Consider the following 19029-nt stretch of genomic DNA (forward strand, 5'->3'; position numbering starts at 1 on the left):
AATGCCACGCGTTGCGAATCACTCTTAAACAGTTTGTTAAGCTTCGGGCTGAGGGGTCCACATAAATACATTTTCATGCACAAAAGACTTTAGTATACCAAGTGACTTTAGTGCATCCGACTTAGCAAGGTCTTCAGCAGATTCAAATCGACCATCGATCATTTTCTTAGCCAATGAGCCATTTTTTAACCCCGCTTTCGCATGAACATAAGGGTTGCGGATTTTCCGCAACACTTCCAATTGTTCAAAAAGAGCTTCACTTATAATTTCAGCTCCCTTTGCAGATTCAAGGATTTTCTTAAACGACGATTCCGCTATTGCATTCTGTCCTCTCATGATGAACTCACCGGACAATGAGTGCTCAATAAAAGCTTGGCACAAGAGTACAACTGCCATGTAATTACCGTTAACGTAACTATTAGCTAATTCATGAAAAGCTAAGCTAGACTGTAAACCACCAGTAAAAAGCATATCTCCCTGTGGCGAAAATAATTCATTTAGCTCTACAAATCTAACAATACGCTCTGGTCTAGTTTGCTCTTCATCTTCGACAAAGCCAGCGATACCCTGTCGTTTTATTTCTTCGTAGTCCATATTGTCCTCATTGAAGCTTAACGCCGCGTTAAGTGGTGAACAACGCCAACCACAACGCTTAAACCATTGTACCTTAAACACTAAATTCAACTTAAACTGAAATCGCCAAGCGTTGTGAGTCCGCCTTAAACGCCTTGTTAGAACGTTACTCAAAGCTATCGAGATCAATATTGTATTTATTTAGGACTTCTTGCATTTGGAGTTTCTTTTGCCCTGCAGCTACCGCCATAACTTTTGCGGTAACATCTGAAATTTCACCTTTTGAAATACCGGCTTTTTTTGCTTCTAACAAATAATACCGAGTGCATGGTAAACAATTCATCGCCATAGCTGCGGACAAACCAACTAATAATTCAGTTCTCGTATCCAAATACTCGTTTTCATGAGTTGAGTGATAAAACTCTTCGTACCCTTTTTGGTGCTTCCCTAGCATAAACATTCCTTATAAGTTCTAACGCCGCGTTAAGTGGTGAACAACGCCAACCACCAAACTTAAACCATTGAACCTTAAACACTTAAGCTGACTTGAACTAAAATCGCCAAGCGTTGTGAATCCGCCTTAAACGCCTTGTTAGGCGAAGTTTCCCACCAGTCTTTAAGTTGGTTTGAAAGCAGATTACCCGAAACAAAATAAGCAACCAAACACCCACTGACTTTTTGTGATTCAAGAACCATAAAAGCCACTATGTTTCAGCCGAAATTTCGACAACCACGAGATACAGACTTTCAGCGATCAAGTTGCTTTTGAGGAAGCGAAACTCAAAGCTGCAAACTAACAGCGAAATTGAAAGCCTAAATTAACTTGCCCTTTCCACACTTTGAGTCAGTGAAACTCACAACCAACCGACTATGAAAACCAATGAGGCAACCCGCAAACCTTAACATGTTTTACGGCCAGAGAGATTCAAGAATTTGAACCGACAATCTTGAATTGCCGACTTAGAAAAACGAATGCTCAAAGAGACCTAAGAAAATGAGAACAAAGAACTTTCCTGCCAGTCGCCTAACGCCCAATTAAGTTGTGAGCAACGCTGCCACATGACCTAAACACTGCACCGTAATCACCAACCAATTGAAACCGAAAGCGCCGAGCGTTGCGAATCAGCTTGAATTGTTTGTTAGGCAAATTTCTCGTTTACTCACTAACTTGGTTTAAAAAAGAATACCTTAAACACGATAAGCAACCAATCACCCACTGACTTTTTGTGATTCAAGAACTACTAAAGCCACTATGTTACAGCCTCACTTTTTACGTTCACGAAATACAGCCTTTCAGCGAGAAAGTAGTTTTTGAACCTGAGAAACTCAAAGCTGCGAACTGACAGCAATAACGAAAGCTTCGACTAACTTGCCCTTTCCACACTTTAAGCCAGTGAAACTCACCACCGACCGACACAAAAACACAATCAGGCAACCCACGAAACTTGGCATGTTTTACGGTTGAAGAGATTCAAGAATGTGAGCCGACAATACGGAATTGCCGACTAAGGAAAACGAACTGTCAGAGGGAACAAGAAGATTAGAACAAAGAACTTTTCTGCCCTTTGCCTAACGCCGCGTTAAGTGGTGAACAACGCCAACCACCAAACCTAAACCATTGTACCTTAAACACTTAAGCTAACTTGAACTGAAATCGCCAAGCGTTGTGAATCCGTCTTAAACGCCTTGTTAGGCGAAGTTTCCCACCAATGTTTAAGGTTGTTTGAAAGCAGATTACCCGAAACAAAATAAGCAACCAAACACCCACTGATTTTTTGTGATTCAAGAACCATATAAGCCACTATGTTTCAGCCGAAGTTTCGACAACCACAAAATACAGACTTTCAGCAATAAAGTTGCTTTTGAGGAGGCGAAACGGAAAGCTACAAACTTAAAGCGAGTACGAAAACCTCGATTAACTTGACCTTTCCACACTTTGAGCCAGTGAAATTCACAACCAACCGACTATGAAAACCAATGAGGCAACCCGCAAACCTTGGCATGTTTTACGGCCAGAGAGATTCAAGGGTTTGAGCCGACAATGTTGAATTGCCGACATAGAAAAACGAAAGCTCAAAGAGAACTAAGAAGATGAGAACAAAGAACTTCCTGCCCGTCGCCTAACGCCGCGTTAAGTGGTGAGCAACGCTACCACCCTACCTAAACCATTGTGCTGTAAACACTAAATTCAAAGCAAACCGAAAATGCCAAGCGTTGAGAATCCGCCTTAAACGCTTTGTTAGCTGCGTAGCTTTTTGGAGAGCAGGTTCTGTTTTGATTCGAATCCGGCGCTAGTATAAAAACCGATAGCTCCTGTGTTATTTGACCAAACATGCAGGTCAACTGAACTAGCGCCAAGAGCACTAGCCCACTTAGAAAAGTAAGAAACTAGCCCTGTAGCTACACCCAGCTTTCGAGCTTCGCTAGAAACGATTAACTCTTCAATATATCCATACGTTCGTGATTGCGTCCAACGACGCTCTTTAACGTCAGTGAGATTCCCCAATAAAGCTCCGACTACCTTTCCATCGTGCTCGCTAACAATAAGCAACTGATTTTCATCAGATAGAATGTCTTGAAGCTCAGTCTCATTTAGTACATCTTCAGTTTTGCGAACAACATCTGGGGCTAAGTCTGAGTTGTGCTCGCTCTCAGCAATGAAAAGGCTAACCAACACATCTAAATCTTTGATTTGGGCTACACGAACCATAAATCTTCTCCAAGCAGTTAACGCCGCATTAAGGTGTGAGCAACGCAACCACGAAACTAAACCATACCACCGTAAACACAAAACCCAACGTGGAATGAAAAATGCCAAGCGTTGGGAATCACTCTTAAATGCTTTGTTAGCAATATGGCTCAACCCTATGCACTGAACTCTTCTAATACTGAAACTGCCGCTTCAGCCTTACCACTTTGAACAAAGATATGATCGTGATAATAAGCTGCAATAACATTAGCGCTAATGCCCTTTGAAGCCAACTTGCTAGCAACTGCTGCTGTAAGGCCAACGGCTTCCAAACTAGAGTGAACCGTTAAAGTGATTTGACTATATACACCATCAAACGACAAACCCGCGGTTTCTGCTACTGACTTTTCTAGGACTAAAGTTAAGCCCTCAGATTCAATGAATGTGGCAACTGGATTTAGGTCAACATGGTCTGCTAGCACACCAGAAACTGTACAAAACACGAACTCTGTTTCCATTAGTTTTGGACTCATAGAACGCAATAATTCGTCTAGGTCTGTGATTCCTGACATATCGATTTCCTCTTATATTGCTAACGCCGCATTAAGGTGTGAGCAACGCAGCCACCAAACCTAAACCATTGCGCCATAGACACGAAACCCAACCTTGAACTGAAAATGCCAAGCGTTGGGAATCACTCTTAAATGCTTTGTTATACGCGTACTGACACTACAACGAAACTGTCATAACCTTATGATTTGGCTCACTTTCAATGTCAACCGCTAACCAACCTAATGACTCGTACAACGATGGTACATTGGTGTAAGCATACAGGTTACTTTGAGTTGCTGCTGATACTTGGCTAACTCCTCGGTTAATCAGTTCGCTAGCAATACCTTGACCACGCCACTCTGGTGAAACATAAACAGCATTAAACCAAATGACTTCTGAGTCACCATGAGGTTCTTTAAAGCACGAGTAAGCAAGACCACCGATAACTTGATTGTCTCTGAGAGCAACAATCACAGTTGGAAGGTTGGCTTCTGGTTTGTAGGTATCTACGAATAGAAAGTCAGACCATTCTGTTTGAAACAGCTTCTCTAGAGCAACCCAATACTTGCTATTTTCATCGCAATTTCTGAATACTACCTTGTTCATATTGGATTATTTCCTCAAAAGCGTATAACGCCGCATTAAGGTGTGAGCGACGCTTGGCTATACTTGAGCGAAGCGAAAACGCCAAGCGTTGCGAATCACTCTTAAATGCTTTGTTATGCCACTATCGCTCACTAATTGCGACTTTGGCTGCCAGTCCAATAAGCAAAGTACCCGACACGCCCTCTAAAATACGTGAATAGTTTTGTGCATTTGGGCGACTAAAGAGCCAACTACCAACCGAAGCATAAAGTACGTTACATGCCGTTGCCAAAGCACTAAAAAGCAACCCAAGTACCAATAATTGCATCGACGCTGAACCCGCTGATGTGTCTATGAACTGGGGTAAAAAGGATAAGAAGAAAAGCGCAACTTTAGGATTTAAAACACTAACAATTACACCTTGTAAGAAGACACTTTTGTTTGTCTCTTCCTTTTCATTTACAGCTATTTTGCTCTGTCCGCGCCACATTGAAATCAACGACTGAATACCCAAGTAAGCTAGATATACAGCCCCTAGCCATTTCACAACACTAAATGCTACGGCCGAACTAAGGATTATTGCTGATAAGCCCAAGCATGCAGCCAGTGTATGTAGAAAATATCCAGTACCAAGTCCGATAGCTGCTTTCATACCAGAGACGAACTTACCTTTCATAGTATTTGATACGATATATATCACATCAGGCCCAGGGATCATGTTGATAGCAAGGCAAGCAACTACAAATAATAATAACGAATTTAAATCCATTGTTTCCTCAATTTTTAATTCTACTCGGGTGGCATAACGCCGCATTAAGGTGTGAGCAACGCTACCACGAACCTAAACCATTGCGCCGAAAACACGAAACCCAAACTTGAACTAAAAATGCCAAGCGTTGGGAATCACTCTTAAATGCTTTGTTATGTGCGTACTAAGCATTACCACTGCAAGACGAGTTAAAAGAAAACATACGTACTTCATCACGTGGAAACCAACCTAGTTTTTCATAGAAATATTGAGCATTCAGGTTTTCATTGGCAACAAATAAGTGAGTTTTAACTATACCAATGTTCGATAATGCATCGACCGCTGAGGATATGAGTTTGGCACCAATGCCTTTGCCTCGACAATTCGCGTTTACAGCCAAATGTTGTACGTAGCCTCGACGACCATCTGTACCCACTAAAAGTGCCACCATCTACAGCGACAAAGCTGAGATTGGGGTTACGTTCTAAGTATTTACCTATGTTTTCTCTAGAGTCTGCATCACGCAGCAACATAGCTTCTGTTTCAGACCAAAGCTCAATAACTTGAGAGTAATCCGAGATATCCATTTCTCTAATCAATGCCATTTTCCCTCTAAGCACATAACGCCCTGTTAAGGGGTGAGCAACGCAATACCGATGCCGCCGCATACTACCTTAACCACTAGAACCAACGCATAGTAAAAATGCCACGCGTTGTGAATCCCTCTTAAACAGTTTGTTATGCCTATACCGCACGGAATAGCTTTGGTAAACAAGGAGCATCCCCGTCAAGAGCCTCGTTAATCTGAACCAATAAGTTAGGGGCAATGGCAGCCTCTTCCAATTTTATAGATGAATCGAGGTTAAGTGTCTCCTTAGCAATAGACTGAACAACATTCAACTTCGCAATATTCTTGTTAAAGGTTTTTTTGTCATGCTTGCTACCATCTTGATTCCAAGCAACCTGTTGATTCTTTGAGTTTAAGTGTTTAGATTGTGCTATATGAACATGCCTTTGTTGATTTAAAGCTGGATTTTCAGCATCTATCCGATACATCCAATTTTTCTTACCCGATTGAGTCCATCTACCTTCATTGATAAACATTTCTTCAGAAATGTTATCGTGCGAAATTTCTATAATGAAATAATCGATCCCATTAGAAATTTCATCAGCATTTTCCAAGTCATTTAAAAAATCCTTAAATGATTTTATTGTCATATTATCTCCTTAGGCATAACGCCGCGTTAAGTAGTGAGCAACGCCAGCCACCCAGCCTAAACCATTGCACCTTAAACACTTACCCCAACTTAGAATGCAAAACGCCAAGCGTTGGGAATCTGCCTTAAACGCCTTGTTATGCTTCTTTTTTACGATTTAGGTATTGGCTATTAACTTTAACGCCATTAGGTGAAATCCAACCCTCGTTCAGGTAAGAGTGATAATATTCTAAAAATTCATCGTGCTCTTCAAATGAATACATTCGACAATTTATATTGTCGAGTAAATCTGTTGTGACTTCGATTACACCATTTTCACGATAAGTCACCTGATTTACTGTCCATGAGAAGTAATCGCCTACAACACGATTACTGAATTTAACAGATTCGCCAACTCTTGGGACGGCGGCGAGGCGAATGTTTTTTAGTAAGTGAGCCCACTCCTTTTTGCTCGCCAAATAGATGTTGAATTCGATTTCTATCAACTCTTTCTCCTGATCTCATGAAGATGCATAACGCCGCATTAAGGTGTGAGCAACGCTACCACGAACCTAAACCATTGCGCCGAAAACACGAAACCCAAACTTGAACTAAAAATGCCAAGCGTTGGGAATCACTCTTAAATGCTTTGTTATGTGCGTACTAAGCATTACCACTGCAAGACGAGTTAAAAGAAAACATACGTACTTCATCACGTGGAAACCAACCTAGTTTTTCATAGAAATATTGAGCATTCAGGTTTTCATTGGCAACAAATAAGTGAGTTTTAACTATACCAATGTTCGATAATGCATCGACCGCTGAGGATATGAGTTTGGCACCAATGCCTTTGCCTCGACAATTCGCGTTTACAGCCAAATGTTGTACGTAGCCTCGACGACCATCTGTACCCACTAAAAGTGCCACCATCTACAGCGACAAAGCTGAGATTGGGGTTACGTTCTAAGTATTTACCTATGTTTTCTCTAGAGTCTGCATCACGCAGCAACATAGCTTCTGTTTCAGACCAAAGCTCAATAACTTGAGAGTAATCCGAGATATCCATTTCTCTAATCAATGCCATTTTCCCTCTAAGCACATAACGCCCTGTTAATGCGTGAACATTAAAAACAAAAAACATTAAATAACAGTATCTTAAACAAAAAACCTCACTATAACACCAACTTTATGTAGCAAATGTGTAGCTTCACGAACGTAAAAAAGCCACCAACAATGAAAGGTAGCATTTCTTCATTCCTAAAACACTATTGGACAAAAGCGTGTCAGTGATTCTACTAATTTAGAAAATTACGAATTAATTCAGGAATGGCTCAACTTCCGTTTGTAGTCAAAATTTCATGCAACCTCACTTTCAACTATTATTGGTGCCGGAGAGGTTTTATTATTGAATTTAAGCCCCCAAGGGTATGGACAAGTCGCTCCATTAACAAATTCGTAAACAATGCACTCAGGGTGATTTCTAGTTATCTGTTGCCCCATAGCAAAGTTAAACGAGGATTGCGCTGCGCAATATATATGGATTCTCCTTACACCATCCTGATTAAACTTGTTTAGAAGCAACCTAAACTCCTTTTTAAACTTAGTCAGTTTGGACAAACTGGACATATTGTCATGACCAATATGAGGCATTCTTATTGTGACAATGGAACTTATATTGGTTGTTTCTCGAGCAACTTTCTCTATATCGAAAGAAATACTAAAGATTAAACATACGTCATCATTTTGCGCTCCTTCATAGTCAGACTCATCTATAATTGGCTGATTACTATCGAAGCTTCTGTTCAAGCAATGCCATTCTTCCAAATCTCGATCGTAATCCCATAACGTCACACTTGTTGTATTACCGATGAAGAAGCCAGAATAAAAACCGAGGCAGACGGGAGGGGTACCACCGTAATGAATAGAGGCAGATTCGTTTCCAGTTGCATCTGATAAGGATGCAACAGCTTTTTTGAGCATTACTCGAGTGTCATTTACTGCTTCTGAAGGATCACACAAAACACCATCTTTATAATGTTCAGATAAATCTATCTTTGCACATCGAACCTTTCCCTTAGCTTTCGTTACAGTAGACAAAAAAGATGAGCTTAGTGGTTTAAACAAAGCAATGTGCTCAACGAGAATATCATTCGCTTTGCCACTATCTTTCAAAGTTTGCAAAGCGTCATACATGATGAGTAAAAAACCAATTATAACGAAGAAACTAGAAAGTAATAATATGAAAGTACCTGTGTCATTCTCAAAGAATGACGCGGTTAACTCATACCCATCTGGAGTTTTAAGGGCTATCTTGAGAGCAGCCGTTACACCTATTGAGCTAAGCCCGCTCACAACTAGAAACTTGCCGATTGTAAATAGTTTGCTTCGGGGTCTAGTGTACCATTTGAACAGCAAATCGCCCCAATGCAATAACCTGTACACCAAATCTTTAAAGAACTCCACTACTTAATGCTCCGTGTCATTAACAAATCAAAACCGGACTCCGCTTCCGAGTATACAAATATCCGAAAGCTCTCGTTACCTACAATACCAAAAAATAGCTTTCGTCCTTCATTACGCTTCATACAAGTCTTCCAATCGTCTATGTCAACAGATGATGGTTCAGGATGAGCTTCTGGATGGGTGTGCCATGTCCCAAGGTATATTTTCTTTCCTCCACTATTTTCAAAAGCACTATCGACCGCTTTTTGGTGCCCTTTATCAAGCATTCTAAAAGAAGTCCTGCTTCTTATATCTTCGGGAAGTGGAGTAGTTATATCAGATACAATGTAAAGTGATTTATTGGTATCGTAGCCACCAATTAACACGCCACAAGCTTCCTTGTCATCACTTTTAAGTTGTTGATGTTCCTTCCATTTCAGAACAACTTCATCGAAAATTAGAAGGGATAGCATACTATCGGGTAATTTAGTCACACAAAATGCCCCTGCAATCACAAATTTCCTCACATAGCGACTCTACTGATAAAGAATTGCTAAAAGACTTGTATCTATACGTGGTCTTGACTCCTGCCTGAGTCACATCGAAGTTGTCTCCTTTCCAACTCACTTTAGAGGATTCAGTCAACCTTCCAAGAAGGAACTTTACTGCAAGGTCTGAAGCGACAAGTGCAGTTTGAGTTGAACAATTAGAACTATATGGCAAAAAGTTCTGGCCACAACCAGCGTGGTTTATCGTCAACTCCTGACCCGCTTCAATAAAATTTAGATTCGAAGCAAGGCCGTACTCACCAGTAGAATAATCAATGTAAGCACACTTTAAGCAACCACTCTTACCAAAACAGTCTAATATCGCATGTCCTCCAACTCCATATCCCTCTAGCCAAGTGTAAATTACTGATACGTTGATGTTTTCTTTCTCAATATAATCCTTAAAGAACCTTTCATGTGTTGGAGAACCAATTGCGATAATAATTAAGTCATAAGACTCTAGTATCCTTTTATCATGAAGAGATACTAGATTTGACGAGTATGCCTCAACATCACACCACAGGTATTGAGATTCGATCTGGCTCTTCATTGCGAGAACTTTAGAATAACCAGTAAGAAATTCGGGTATGCAGTGTCGATAAAGATTTTCAAGTTCGAAAGAGTCAGGGTCGCAAATATGAATTTGACCGACTCCAGAGGATGCTAGTTGCCTAACCAACTGTCCCCCAACCGAACCACAGCCGACTTGAAGCACCTTTTTATCTTTTAAGCCCGAAGCTGCACCACCTCTCGGTGCCACAAAGTCTCTGCTATAGGGTAGCACCGATATAGCATGAATCTCCCATGCTTTAAAAGCATTGAGATTCATAGGAAGTGACGAACGTTTTCCTTTATTCTTGTGCTTAAAGTGAAGTCCAAACCAAGTAATACCAGAAGGTGTTTCCGCACAAAAAACTAACCAGAACTTGTTTCTACGAAACTGGGCTTTTGCCTGAAAGAAAGAAGAAACTTCTTCTTCGAGGCCATTTAACGTACTCAAATACCATTCAATCAATCCATCTTGCTTATATGGTGCAGGATCTAAAGTGTTGAGAGGAAGTATCACAGCATCGCCAGCTTCATTTCTTTTTTCTGACAACGCAGAATTCGTTACTAGCGTTGAAAATTTACCCGGTTTATCTTCAGCGCTAACTCCAATATAGCGTGAATCAACACCAAAATTTTTCTTTTGCATAGGTGCTTTAACAGTGAACTGGAGACTCTGACTACACTGTAAATTTGGTGGTAGCACCAAATCGTACTGTTTATTTAGAGCTACATGGCTCCAGTTCGCTTTAAACTCCCGTAGTAACTCCTCTCGATTCCATGATGGATCACATATGGCTTTAGTTAACATTGATATATGTCGCTCTAAAGATGCCTCAAAAACTAGCTCTGGACGATCAAAGTTAATTGACAGCGATTCATGGTCACCAACACAAATAAACCCTATTTCAGAGACCCCTTCAAGCCCCAAATCACTATCTAACAAAATCACATGAGCTAGCGGCATATGTCGTGAAGCATTCAAGATAAAAAAGGTGGGCAAAGACAAAGGTTGACTAGACCCTTCGCTCACATTGTGAGCGAGAGAAAAGTTCTTTCCCCCAATCGTACAAGACACAACTATGCTATGTTTCTCACCAACTAGAGATATGTTATAGCCAAGAGTCCTTAGATGCTCTATCACGGAATCCATTATTACGCCCCTTGTGAGGTTCCAACCACGCCTGCACTGGAGAAAGAGGCTAAGCTACTTTTAGCACCACTGGAGTCCTCAGGAACTTCAAAGTCAGCACCAAACAATTTGTTCAATATCTCACACTGTTTACTTTCATCGGCTTCCCTTTGAACCTCTCCCAACTTAGTTTGCAGGTTTACAAACTTGTTCTGAAGTTGAGTTCCAGTGTCAGAACTACTGTTAGCGAAGATATCCATTCTTGGTGTAACTGGAAGCATCACAGAAATTTTGTATTTACTCACACCAACCAAATGAAAGTAGCCACTCCTTAAAATTCTATCTACAGTCTCTTTAAGTGCGCGGAGATCATCTGGCTTACCTTCTTGATCAAAACAAGGCTGAAAACACTGTTTAATTATTACTGTAAGCCCGATTGAGTAGACTTTTCTACGGACATCTGCTGAGAATTTGTGATCACGCCATCGTTTGATGTAACGCACAAGTCTAATAAACTGTTGCTGGGTATCATTAGGAGAATATGTATAACTGCTCGTATCATTGATCCAGTTTCTCAATCCCTTAGGATCTGAGTCCGACCATTTCCTATTCACTGAAGTAGAGTTGGCTTTACCTAATGCTAATTTATAACTTTCCCCATCTTTCGCATAAATAGGTATATCAATATGAAGATTCAAACTAGCGTAGTCAGCGGTAACACATGGCTTTTTGATTTTTGCGTTCCTAAAGCCCCTATTATCAAGAACTTCTTTTACTTTTCGCTTTGCAGTAACGGGATCATCGGGAGCTTTATCAAAAGCTACAACTACCGCACGATCTATGTCAAAATCACCATCTAGACTTTGTATCGCTGTATTTGTCGAAAAGGAGCCCTGTAAGAAATCGTCAATAACTGGATATCCTGCACTACAAAATGCTGTTCTTACTTGAGATAAAATACTTGAATCTTTATCTCGCGCATCTCTGTAATCCACGCTCTCCCTAGTTAATTTGATCTTATTGTGAAATTTAATAAAGTGAGTTTGAACTGCCATTTCTTTTAGCTCCCAATGCTAACATCATCATAAATAGCTAATTGGGGCATGTACTTAGATTATCAATAGCAGTGTTTCAATGACGATCAAAACAATGATCGATATCAAACCAGTTTCACTTTTACTAAATCAGCATCAATCAGTCTTAGCTGACCAATCCCCATAAACTAACTCATAAATCCTAGTAACATAGATAGTATTAAAGCTTCCCCCCTGAGGCCACAAACAAGAACTGGTATTACCAAAAGTAAGCCAAGTAAACTTCGGTGAAGTAAGAAGCTGGGGGGTTATAACTTGCTTTGGGGCAGAGCTGAGCCAGCGTATATTTAGCTGGCTCTATGATGGTTACTCCATAGCTAAGCGATTAAAGTCTATCAAAGATAGAGCCTTTCCTTGGACTGAATAATTTCTCGTAAAACTTAGTTGCATAATCATCCGTCATTCCTGATACGAAATCACAAATTACACGCATTTGAGCTGCTACTTTCTTATCTCCATCAAGACCTTCACCAGATTTTTTCCATCTAGCCAGAGTTGCCTTTGGAAGAAATCTTTCTGGATCTTTGGCTAGAGTTTGAAATAATTCAATAACTAGTTTCTGCCCTTTAAATTCTAATTGCTGAACGTTCTCATCTTGAATTACTTTTTCTACAACCAACTTAAATATACAATCTCTGAGTTTCTCTACCTGTTCAGTCAACTCTATGTTGAAGCGTAAAAGTGGGTGCTCACATCCTGAACCATTGTCCACAAACTTAGTACTAGTAATCATTAAGTTTACCAAAGCGCCAATAGCTTCCTTACGCTTATGACTAGCGCCAAATAGATTTGCCAAAATGCTCTTATATCGAAGGGATTCGTTATCATTTGCCACGTCGTTGAACAAGGACTCTTTACCTTGAAAATGTTCTTCCCAAGAAGTTTTGGTTATCATTCCTAGAGAAAGAGCATCTTCTAAGTCATGAAGGCTATATGAGATGTTGTCAGCTAAGTTCATAATTGAGCAATCTAGTGACTTGTACAACGTTAGTTTGTGTGGCTTTTTGTGATCAACTTTAGTCTTGGTAAATTTCTCAATATCCTCTAGAGAAAAGCCATCAGATATGAATTCAAATATGTCCGCATCTATTTCGTGATAACACTTTGGCGGTTTCTGAGTGTTAGCTTCGAAGAGCCAATATGGTAAGTGCTCATCCTTTTCAAACTTATAGGAGTCTTCATTAACCAGTTCCTTGTATGTAACTGGATATTTAAGAATGCCCAGTAACATTCTCCGAGTAGGATTCAACCCGTGATACTCAGTATATTTATCTAGTTTTCCAAGAATTCTTAATGTTTGACCATTTCCTTCAAAGCCGCCATAAGATCTCATACAGTAATTTAACGCTACTTCTCCACCGTGACCAAATGGGGGATGGCCGATATCATGAGCTAGGCATATGCTAGAAATTAGAGCTGATTCTGGCAGGTGTTCCCTTAAACCCTCATCACCATTTTTGTCAAGAAATTGAACAATCCCGCGTCCAATCTGAGCGACTTCCATAGAGTGTGTTAAACGTGTTCTATAAAAATCATTTTCGCCTAAACCCAATACCTGTGTTTTAGACTGCAATCGGCGAAAAGCAGCAGAGTGTATCAGTCTTGATTCATCTCTTTCATATTCACTACGAGTATCATTAGGCCTCGAATCTTGCTCTAATCTTCTTTGTGTTAAACTATTCAATCAGAACCTCCTATTCATCACGTGTCATATTGACAGGTTAGTTTAGTTTAATATGAACTCTTGTAAATCAAGTATCTAGTAAACTTTAAACTACAACACAATGTGAGCCTAATACTTTTCCCCTCCTCACAGCAGATGAGCATACTGAAAAAACAGAGCGTTAGAGTCATCCAATCAGCAACACAAGGAAATACAATTGAGATTAGAATTAGTAGGGCAAATATACATTAACAGTATGTGAATGAGTAAAAGAACTAACAACTAATGGGGCAGCTCTGAGCTACCCACATTAGATCGCTCATTCAAGACAGAGGCTAAGCAACACATATTCCATACTTCGGAAGCACATCCCTGATAATCGCTAGTCTATAGGTTTTCAATGCATCATGGAAAAGCTTCCAGTCCGAATCTAAGAACGAGTCTTTATATTTATACGTAACTAAATCAGCAGATTGAGGCGATGCCATAGCTTTGCCTCTGGCAATTTCTTTCCAACTATTTTTCCCGTTAACCTCAAAAGTTAGTTCTACAGCAGGGAAACCAAACTCTCCATGAGAAATGCGTTTCAGCCATTCTTTATGGCGTTCTTCACCATCTTCATGCTTAATGTCTTGAAATGCTGACTTTAAAATGAGTTTTTGTTCATTGGGTAAATCATCTTGAGCGTCAATATCCATGCTTTGATCTTCATTGATAAAGCATGTAATTGCCTTGTACATTTGGTTCGCAGCACTCAAGAAATCCTCGGTATTGTTTCTTGTGACTCTATCACCACTGCCGTTAATATAGCTCCACTCAGCATAAGGACGATCAGGAAAAGAAAGTGCGGGGCCGTGACCCAATGGCGAAATTGTAGAGATACTCCAGTTAAAGATATTGTCTTTGACTCTAGCCAATAAGCCACTATCTGAATTTGACTCTATATCTTCTACCTCGTTGATCTCGTGACTTACACCTGCGAAGCCCTGATGAGCAAAGGTATCGGCGTAAACATGCATTGCAATACCCATCATGTGTAATCCAAAAGACGATTTCCTGTAAGCAGCAACTGCTCTTAGCATATCTCTTGCTACTGGGCTGTCTGGAGTACAAACCAAACGCTGAATAAAGCCACCCTCTGGAATAGTGTCAGAGTGTTCACCTTGATTACCAGGAAGGAAGTGAAAAGGTATCCATGCTAAATGGTTGGCGAGCTCATTACCATTTCGGTAATCAAGCATTTTGTGAGCGGAAGAAATACGGTCAAACATTGCCCCGTTATCAAACCGAACCGGATCCGAGTTGGTTGCTTCATCAACATATTGAGCACAGTAAGCCAACTTTTCTGCATCGCTATGTGTCATTCCAGCGTATCTAGCAACAACATAAGTGAGTGAATGGTGTCCATCTATTTGCATTTACGTATCTCCTATTGAGCATTACTCCTTCAATATAACCCTTTATAAAATCGAAATATTTTATCTAGGTTGGACTTTAATAAACTTAGGCTCAATGTATTAACAAGCTCTATTAGTCCGTCGGCAGGACTCGGCTTTTATCTATTCATCAACTCTAGCTATGCAATTAGTAAGTTAGAGGGAGCGGTTCTATTGAGGTAAGCACGTTTGGGGGGCATTTTCGTGTATAATGTTCAGTTAGTGCACCGATGAACAAAACTATATTTACCCAAGAATTTGTTCAAATAATCTTTAGAACCAATATTTCAGAAAGTCACAAATAGAGCGCTTCAAGTTAGTCGCATTTAGTATACTTAGACTTGAGGCAACGTTCAGCCATAGCTACTGCGATATTGTTCTGTTTTGCCTTTTCAATTCTAGTCTCATCGAAAAAGATCGCGTCATTTTGTGCTGCAAGAATGATCCACATATCAGAAGTATCTTGATCGCGCTCTACTAATCCAAGGTATCCAGTTTCATAGTAAACAGACATCTGCTTTTGTGCCTGACCAAGCTCTTGAAAAGCAGCTGCCCTATAAAGCTCGAAGGTGAGAGTCTCTTTTTCTTTATAGGTAAGAGGAGCACCGTTGTAACGACCTAGGGACTGAGCATATATAGCCATTCCAAATTGCGCTTCAGCATTTCCGGTTAGCGTTTTTTTAACGAGCTTGTTAAAACTATCCTCAGAAAGAGCAAATTCTCCTAACGAGCCTTTATCAACCCAGAAATTGTTAATTTCTCCAAGTCTAGAAAGCGAATCTCGAGTAATTTCTGCATTGACATTAAAAGATATTATTAGTGCCAAACATATTTTTGTAGCTTTCATATTCACCTCCATGTATTGAATCTAAGCTTACCTCAATTGACCTATTCAAGATGCTCGTTGATATCAATTTTTAGTCGATTTCTAAGCAGAAAAGAACCAAATCGACAGGAAAATTGAAGCCTCCTTTTTGTCAAAATTTTTTATGAAAGATGAAAAAGTTACCCCACCTACCCCACTTCTTATCAATCAGGTGGGGTAAGTGGGGTAGAAATGGCAACTTAGCGAAATGAGGTATTTGGGCGAACATCAGGAAAACAGTATCGGTTCGAGCCGTTAAGCAGTCGCTTCTCAATTTTGCCTTCTTTGTGCAGTTGATTCAGCGCCTTACCCACCATGTTAGCTTTCGATACATCGGCGTTGATGAGTTCGCAGATAGCCTTGGTGGATAACCACGCTCTCGCTTTACCGTGACTCTCTTCAATCTGGTCATTGAGCAGCGTATACCATGTCCCTTTATCCACGTATTGCGAAGAGGCATGAGACACTTGCAGTTGCAGCTCTGGTGGCAACATCCAAGGGTGATGATTCACCATGAGTTGATGTTTCACCTCTAACCAAAACTGACGCAGTTTCTCGGGCTCTTTGAGCGTGAGTTCGCCTGTTGGTTTGTATTCCCAACCGAGCAGTTGATTTAAGCGCGTCATGTCAGTTTCACCCACTAATTCAATTACTGCGTACCGAGTGTTTCCTGTCTCGTCTTTTAGGAAGTCGGTGCCGTTTACCGTAGCAATTAAGCTCGTCTGTCGGTCTTTCTTGATATCAGTGCGCGCATAAGGCGGTCTCACCGTATCCCGTGACCGAGTCACAAACGCTTTAAGTGCCCCTTGGCAGTTTTTGGTTGAGCGCTCTAACTCCCCAAGCTCCACTATCCAAGCGCGAATAACCGAAAGAACGCTGTCTTTGTTGTCTGGGTTAAGCTCGGCCCCTTCTAAGAACGCATTCGGCATGACGTTGGCAATGCGCTCAACAAAGGCCGTCTTTTTAAAGGACTGCTCACCTTGTAAGACTGGCACGAGTTTGGACTTAAAGTTAGGGACAAAGAGACATGCTACACAGCCAACAAGCCAATGTAGCAACACCGCACGGGTGAGCTCCGGCTCTTTTGCCTTTAAACAGCTTAACACCGCGTTAACCCTTGGCTCACCATCCCATTGACCCTCTAGCCAATCAGCGATGGGATGATAGCTACTTTTTAACGCCAGTGCGCTGAAGTGGTCATCTATGGCGCTTTTCGGCATCGAGTAGATAGAAGCAAGCGAGATAAGCTCGCTTCTGACCTCTTCCGGTGTCCCGACAAAGACGCCCTGCTTATAAATATCCGGCTCTAAGGTCATCTTGTTGTGTTTGGCTTCATAGCCTGCGCTATCAAGCAGCGCTTTCAGGTTGTCCGCCGTATTGAGCACAATGCATTGACCGGATTCTTTGTACTTCACATGAGGAAAGTTTGGCTCACAATTGGGGTTAAGCATGGAAGCCCTCCCCTTGTGATAAATGGTCGCGTTTTGTGTGGCTATCCAGCCAGCAATCTAAGTCTTCTTTGAGGTAACGAACCGCTCGACCAATCTTAATGAAGGGTGGCGCGACGGTTCGGTTTTTACGTGGACCTTCCATTCGAGCTTGACGAAGGAAGGAGCGACTCATTCCAATGTAAGCCGCTGTCTCTTGCTCGGTGTATACACGTTTCTCTACGTTGCTTTGAGTCATGTCTGTGTCTCCTGTTGTTCACTGAGACACACGCTAAGACATCAAAACGTCATATGACGTTTACGATGACGAAGACAATGACGTTTTTTATTAAGACACTTCCTGACTTGTCTTAAAGAGACGCTTCGCCCCCGCTAAGACGTTTTTCCTAAACGACTCATACGACATAGTCTTTTCCTTCACGCCTCGTCCGAAGTAAGTGAGAGTGTCTTGAGTCATGCTCTCAATCAACACATCGGTATCAAATTCACGTTGAAACTCATTTTGATTCACGTCTTGTCTTAAAATATTCCACACCGTTATCGCTTTCGCCTCTGGGTGCGCTTCTAAGATTCGAATGACCACATGAGCGAGTGGGTGCGTTAAGTAGCGTTGGTCAACCGAATCTAACCGACGTTTAACCGTTGAACTAACCGAAGGTAATGCGTTAGATGCGCTAGGGGTAACCGAAGCTAATGCATTAGACCCGTTACAGGTAACCGGTGCTAAGCGCTCGTTAGCACTGCTTTCAACGGTTGAAGCACCATTGGAAACACTGGTTTCAACGGTTATAGCGTTACTCAACGCACTGGATTCAACAGGGGTAACCGAAGCGGTAACCGACACTAACGCGTTAGCTTTCAACACGTCAACGCCAAACACGCGTTGGATGTCTTCTAAGTCCACTCTCAATTGTGCAGGCTCTACGGTTACCGGAGTGGTTTTTAAATGGTATCTCGGTGGGCTGTCTTTCACTTCATCGTCCGCTTTCAAGCCAAGCGACCTGTTGAATGTATTGGTTAACGCTTCCAACGAGCTATCAAGCGTTCGAAGCCGCTCGATTTGGGTATAGGCAATAAGCGTTACCGTCGGTTGATTCAATACCCTCTCGTCCAGTTTAAAATCCGCGCTCACCACGTTACCAAATACGGATTTAACAGGTTGCCAATGCGTAATGCGTTGAGGTTCGAGAATAATGGCATGAGTACACGGTTGCGCCTTACCGGAAAACGCAAAGTTGAACGAGGTAGATTCAGTAAAACGAACCACCCCTTCATAGTTGAAAATGGCAGGCACACTTTTCGACGTGGGGTGAATCGCCCCCATCTTTTTGGATTTTAACACCCCACACAGTGGCATCTTCTTTTGCTCCACTGCGTCCAGTACATCCCCTTTAGACAGGGTGGTTTTCTGTGATATCTCATCCAACCGGATAAACCGACGTTTTAGCTCTGTCATCGTCCTTAATCACTCCTTGAGTACTCATGTTCAATACAACCCGTTAAGGTTATCGA

Annotated in this window: 18 protein-coding genes and 2 pseudogenes; all 20 read right to left on the reverse strand. The window is 41.3% G+C overall.

The annotated features are described in order from the left end of the window. Nucleotides 1–36 precede the first annotated feature (36 nt). The gene (locus U9J37_RS15745; RefSeq protein ID WP_050937202.1) at nucleotides 37–594 is read right to left on the reverse strand and encodes a hypothetical protein; all 558 of its coding nucleotides are present in this window, start codon (nucleotides 592–594) and stop codon (nucleotides 37–39) included. Between the two features lie 145 nt (nucleotides 595–739). After that, nucleotides 740–1027, reverse strand: coding sequence for a carboxymuconolactone decarboxylase family protein (locus U9J37_RS15750; protein ID WP_039485575.1), 288 nt, complete (start codon nucleotides 1025–1027; stop codon nucleotides 740–742). Between the two features lie 1785 nt (nucleotides 1028–2812). Further along, entirely contained in the window at nucleotides 2813–3283 is a 471-nt protein-coding gene (locus U9J37_RS15755; protein ID WP_005472172.1) for a GNAT family N-acetyltransferase, read from the reverse strand. Nucleotides 3284–3438: 155 nt separating this feature from the next. Further along, nucleotides 3439–3834 carry an ACT domain-containing protein gene (locus U9J37_RS15760; protein ID WP_005472216.1) on the reverse strand — a complete coding sequence of 132 codons (396 nt, stop codon included), beginning with the start codon at nucleotides 3832–3834 and terminating at the stop codon, nucleotides 3439–3441. Between the two features lie 157 nt (nucleotides 3835–3991). Beyond that, the gene (locus tag U9J37_RS15765) at nucleotides 3992–4420 is read right to left on the reverse strand and encodes a GNAT family N-acetyltransferase (RefSeq protein WP_005472374.1); all 429 of its coding nucleotides are present in this window, start codon (nucleotides 4418–4420) and stop codon (nucleotides 3992–3994) included. A 121-nt stretch (nucleotides 4421–4541) separates the two neighbouring features. Then, entirely contained in the window at nucleotides 4542–5168 is a 627-nt protein-coding gene (locus U9J37_RS15770) for a LysE family translocator (RefSeq protein WP_043886961.1), read from the reverse strand. A gap of 163 nt (nucleotides 5169–5331) precedes the next feature. Beyond that, nucleotides 5332–5752, reverse strand: a pseudogene (locus U9J37_RS15775) (GNAT family N-acetyltransferase). Between the two features lie 139 nt (nucleotides 5753–5891). After that, entirely contained in the window at nucleotides 5892–6365 is a 474-nt protein-coding gene (locus U9J37_RS15780; RefSeq protein ID WP_005472387.1) for a DUF6367 family protein, read from the reverse strand. 136 nt (nucleotides 6366–6501) lie between these two features. Then, entirely contained in the window at nucleotides 6502–6849 is a 348-nt protein-coding gene (locus tag U9J37_RS15785; RefSeq protein WP_043886964.1) for a hypothetical protein, read from the reverse strand. A 157-nt stretch (nucleotides 6850–7006) separates the two neighbouring features. Then, nucleotides 7007–7427 (reverse strand): annotated as a pseudogene (locus U9J37_RS15790) (GNAT family N-acetyltransferase). A 272-nt stretch (nucleotides 7428–7699) separates the two neighbouring features. After that, nucleotides 7700–8806, reverse strand: a complete 1107-nt coding sequence (locus U9J37_RS15795) for an SAVED domain-containing protein (RefSeq protein WP_005475768.1) — start codon at nucleotides 8804–8806, stop codon at nucleotides 7700–7702. Further along, on the reverse strand, nucleotides 8806–9279 hold the full coding sequence (locus U9J37_RS15800; protein WP_198135517.1) for a Mov34/MPN/PAD-1 family protein: 474 nt from the start codon (nucleotides 9277–9279) through the stop codon (nucleotides 8806–8808). Before U9J37_RS15800 ends, U9J37_RS15795 begins: the two co-directional genes overlap by 1 nt. Next, nucleotides 9272–11032, reverse strand: coding sequence for a ThiF family adenylyltransferase (locus tag U9J37_RS15805; protein ID WP_005475736.1), 1761 nt, complete (start codon nucleotides 11030–11032; stop codon nucleotides 9272–9274). The genes U9J37_RS15800 and U9J37_RS15805 overlap by 8 nt, the downstream gene beginning before the upstream one ends. Nucleotides 11033–11034: 2 nt before the next feature. Beyond that, on the reverse strand, nucleotides 11035–12066 hold the full coding sequence (locus tag U9J37_RS15810; RefSeq protein WP_005475734.1) for a nucleotidyltransferase domain-containing protein: 1032 nt from the start codon (nucleotides 12064–12066) through the stop codon (nucleotides 11035–11037). Between the two features lie 364 nt (nucleotides 12067–12430). Continuing rightward, entirely contained in the window at nucleotides 12431–13789 is a 1359-nt protein-coding gene (locus U9J37_RS15815) for an anti-phage deoxyguanosine triphosphatase (protein WP_005475722.1), read from the reverse strand. Between the two features lie 314 nt (nucleotides 13790–14103). Then, entirely contained in the window at nucleotides 14104–15186 is a 1083-nt protein-coding gene (locus U9J37_RS15820) for a DUF6765 family protein (RefSeq protein ID WP_043887372.1), read from the reverse strand. 334 nt (nucleotides 15187–15520) lie between these two features. Then, nucleotides 15521–16051, reverse strand: coding sequence for a hypothetical protein (locus U9J37_RS15825; protein WP_043887371.1), 531 nt, complete (start codon nucleotides 16049–16051; stop codon nucleotides 15521–15523). Between the two features lie 218 nt (nucleotides 16052–16269). Then, nucleotides 16270–17520, reverse strand: a complete 1251-nt coding sequence (locus tag U9J37_RS15830; protein ID WP_005475724.1) for a VapE domain-containing protein — start codon at nucleotides 17518–17520, stop codon at nucleotides 16270–16272. Further along, complete coding sequence (locus U9J37_RS15835) at nucleotides 17513–17755, reverse strand: helix-turn-helix transcriptional regulator (protein WP_005475731.1); 243 nt, start codon at nucleotides 17753–17755, stop codon at nucleotides 17513–17515. Before U9J37_RS15835 ends, U9J37_RS15830 begins: the two co-directional genes overlap by 8 nt. A gap of 90 nt (nucleotides 17756–17845) precedes the next feature. Then, on the reverse strand, nucleotides 17846–18973 hold the full coding sequence (locus tag U9J37_RS15840) for a hypothetical protein (protein WP_005475727.1): 1128 nt from the start codon (nucleotides 18971–18973) through the stop codon (nucleotides 17846–17848). Nucleotides 18974–19029 lie beyond the last annotated feature (56 nt).

Source organism: Vibrio sp. 16, from assembly GCF_963681195.1.
GTDB lineage: Bacteria > Pseudomonadota > Gammaproteobacteria > Enterobacterales > Vibrionaceae > Vibrio > Vibrio sinaloensis_D.

Excerpts from the sequence above, each read along its gene's own strand:
- U9J37_RS15805 (WP_005475736.1), bottom strand. The coding sequence starts at position 11,032 with ATGGATTCCGTGATAGAGCATCTAAGGACTCTTGGCTATAACATATCT.
- U9J37_RS15840 (WP_005475727.1), bottom strand. The coding sequence starts at position 18,973 with ATGACAGAGCTAAAACGTCGGTTTATCCGGTTGGATGAGATATCACAG.
- U9J37_RS15745 (WP_050937202.1), bottom strand. The coding sequence starts at position 594 with ATGGACTACGAAGAAATAAAACGACAGGGTATCGCTGGCTTTGTCGAA.
- U9J37_RS15820 (WP_043887372.1), bottom strand. The coding sequence starts at position 15,186 with ATGCAAATAGATGGACACCATTCACTCACTTATGTTGTTGCTAGATAC.
- U9J37_RS15755 (WP_005472172.1), bottom strand. The coding sequence starts at position 3,283 with ATGGTTCGTGTAGCCCAAATCAAAGATTTAGATGTGTTGGTTAGCCTT.
- U9J37_RS15780 (WP_005472387.1), bottom strand. The coding sequence starts at position 6,365 with ATGACAATAAAATCATTTAAGGATTTTTTAAATGACTTGGAAAATGCT.
- U9J37_RS15825 (WP_043887371.1), bottom strand. The coding sequence starts at position 16,051 with ATGAAAGCTACAAAAATATGTTTGGCACTAATAATATCTTTTAATGTC.
- U9J37_RS15770 (WP_043886961.1), bottom strand. The coding sequence starts at position 5,168 with ATGGATTTAAATTCGTTATTATTATTTGTAGTTGCTTGCCTTGCTATC.
- U9J37_RS15765 (WP_005472374.1), bottom strand. The coding sequence starts at position 4,420 with ATGAACAAGGTAGTATTCAGAAATTGCGATGAAAATAGCAAGTATTGG.
- U9J37_RS15835 (WP_005475731.1), bottom strand. The coding sequence starts at position 17,755 with ATGACTCAAAGCAACGTAGAGAAACGTGTATACACCGAGCAAGAGACA.
- U9J37_RS15750 (WP_039485575.1), bottom strand. The coding sequence starts at position 1,027 with ATGCTAGGGAAGCACCAAAAAGGGTACGAAGAGTTTTATCACTCAACT.
- U9J37_RS15830 (WP_005475724.1), bottom strand. The coding sequence starts at position 17,520 with ATGCTTAACCCCAATTGTGAGCCAAACTTTCCTCATGTGAAGTACAAA.
- U9J37_RS15760 (WP_005472216.1), bottom strand. The coding sequence starts at position 3,834 with ATGTCAGGAATCACAGACCTAGACGAATTATTGCGTTCTATGAGTCCA.
- U9J37_RS15810 (WP_005475734.1), bottom strand. The coding sequence starts at position 12,066 with ATGGCAGTTCAAACTCACTTTATTAAATTTCACAATAAGATCAAATTA.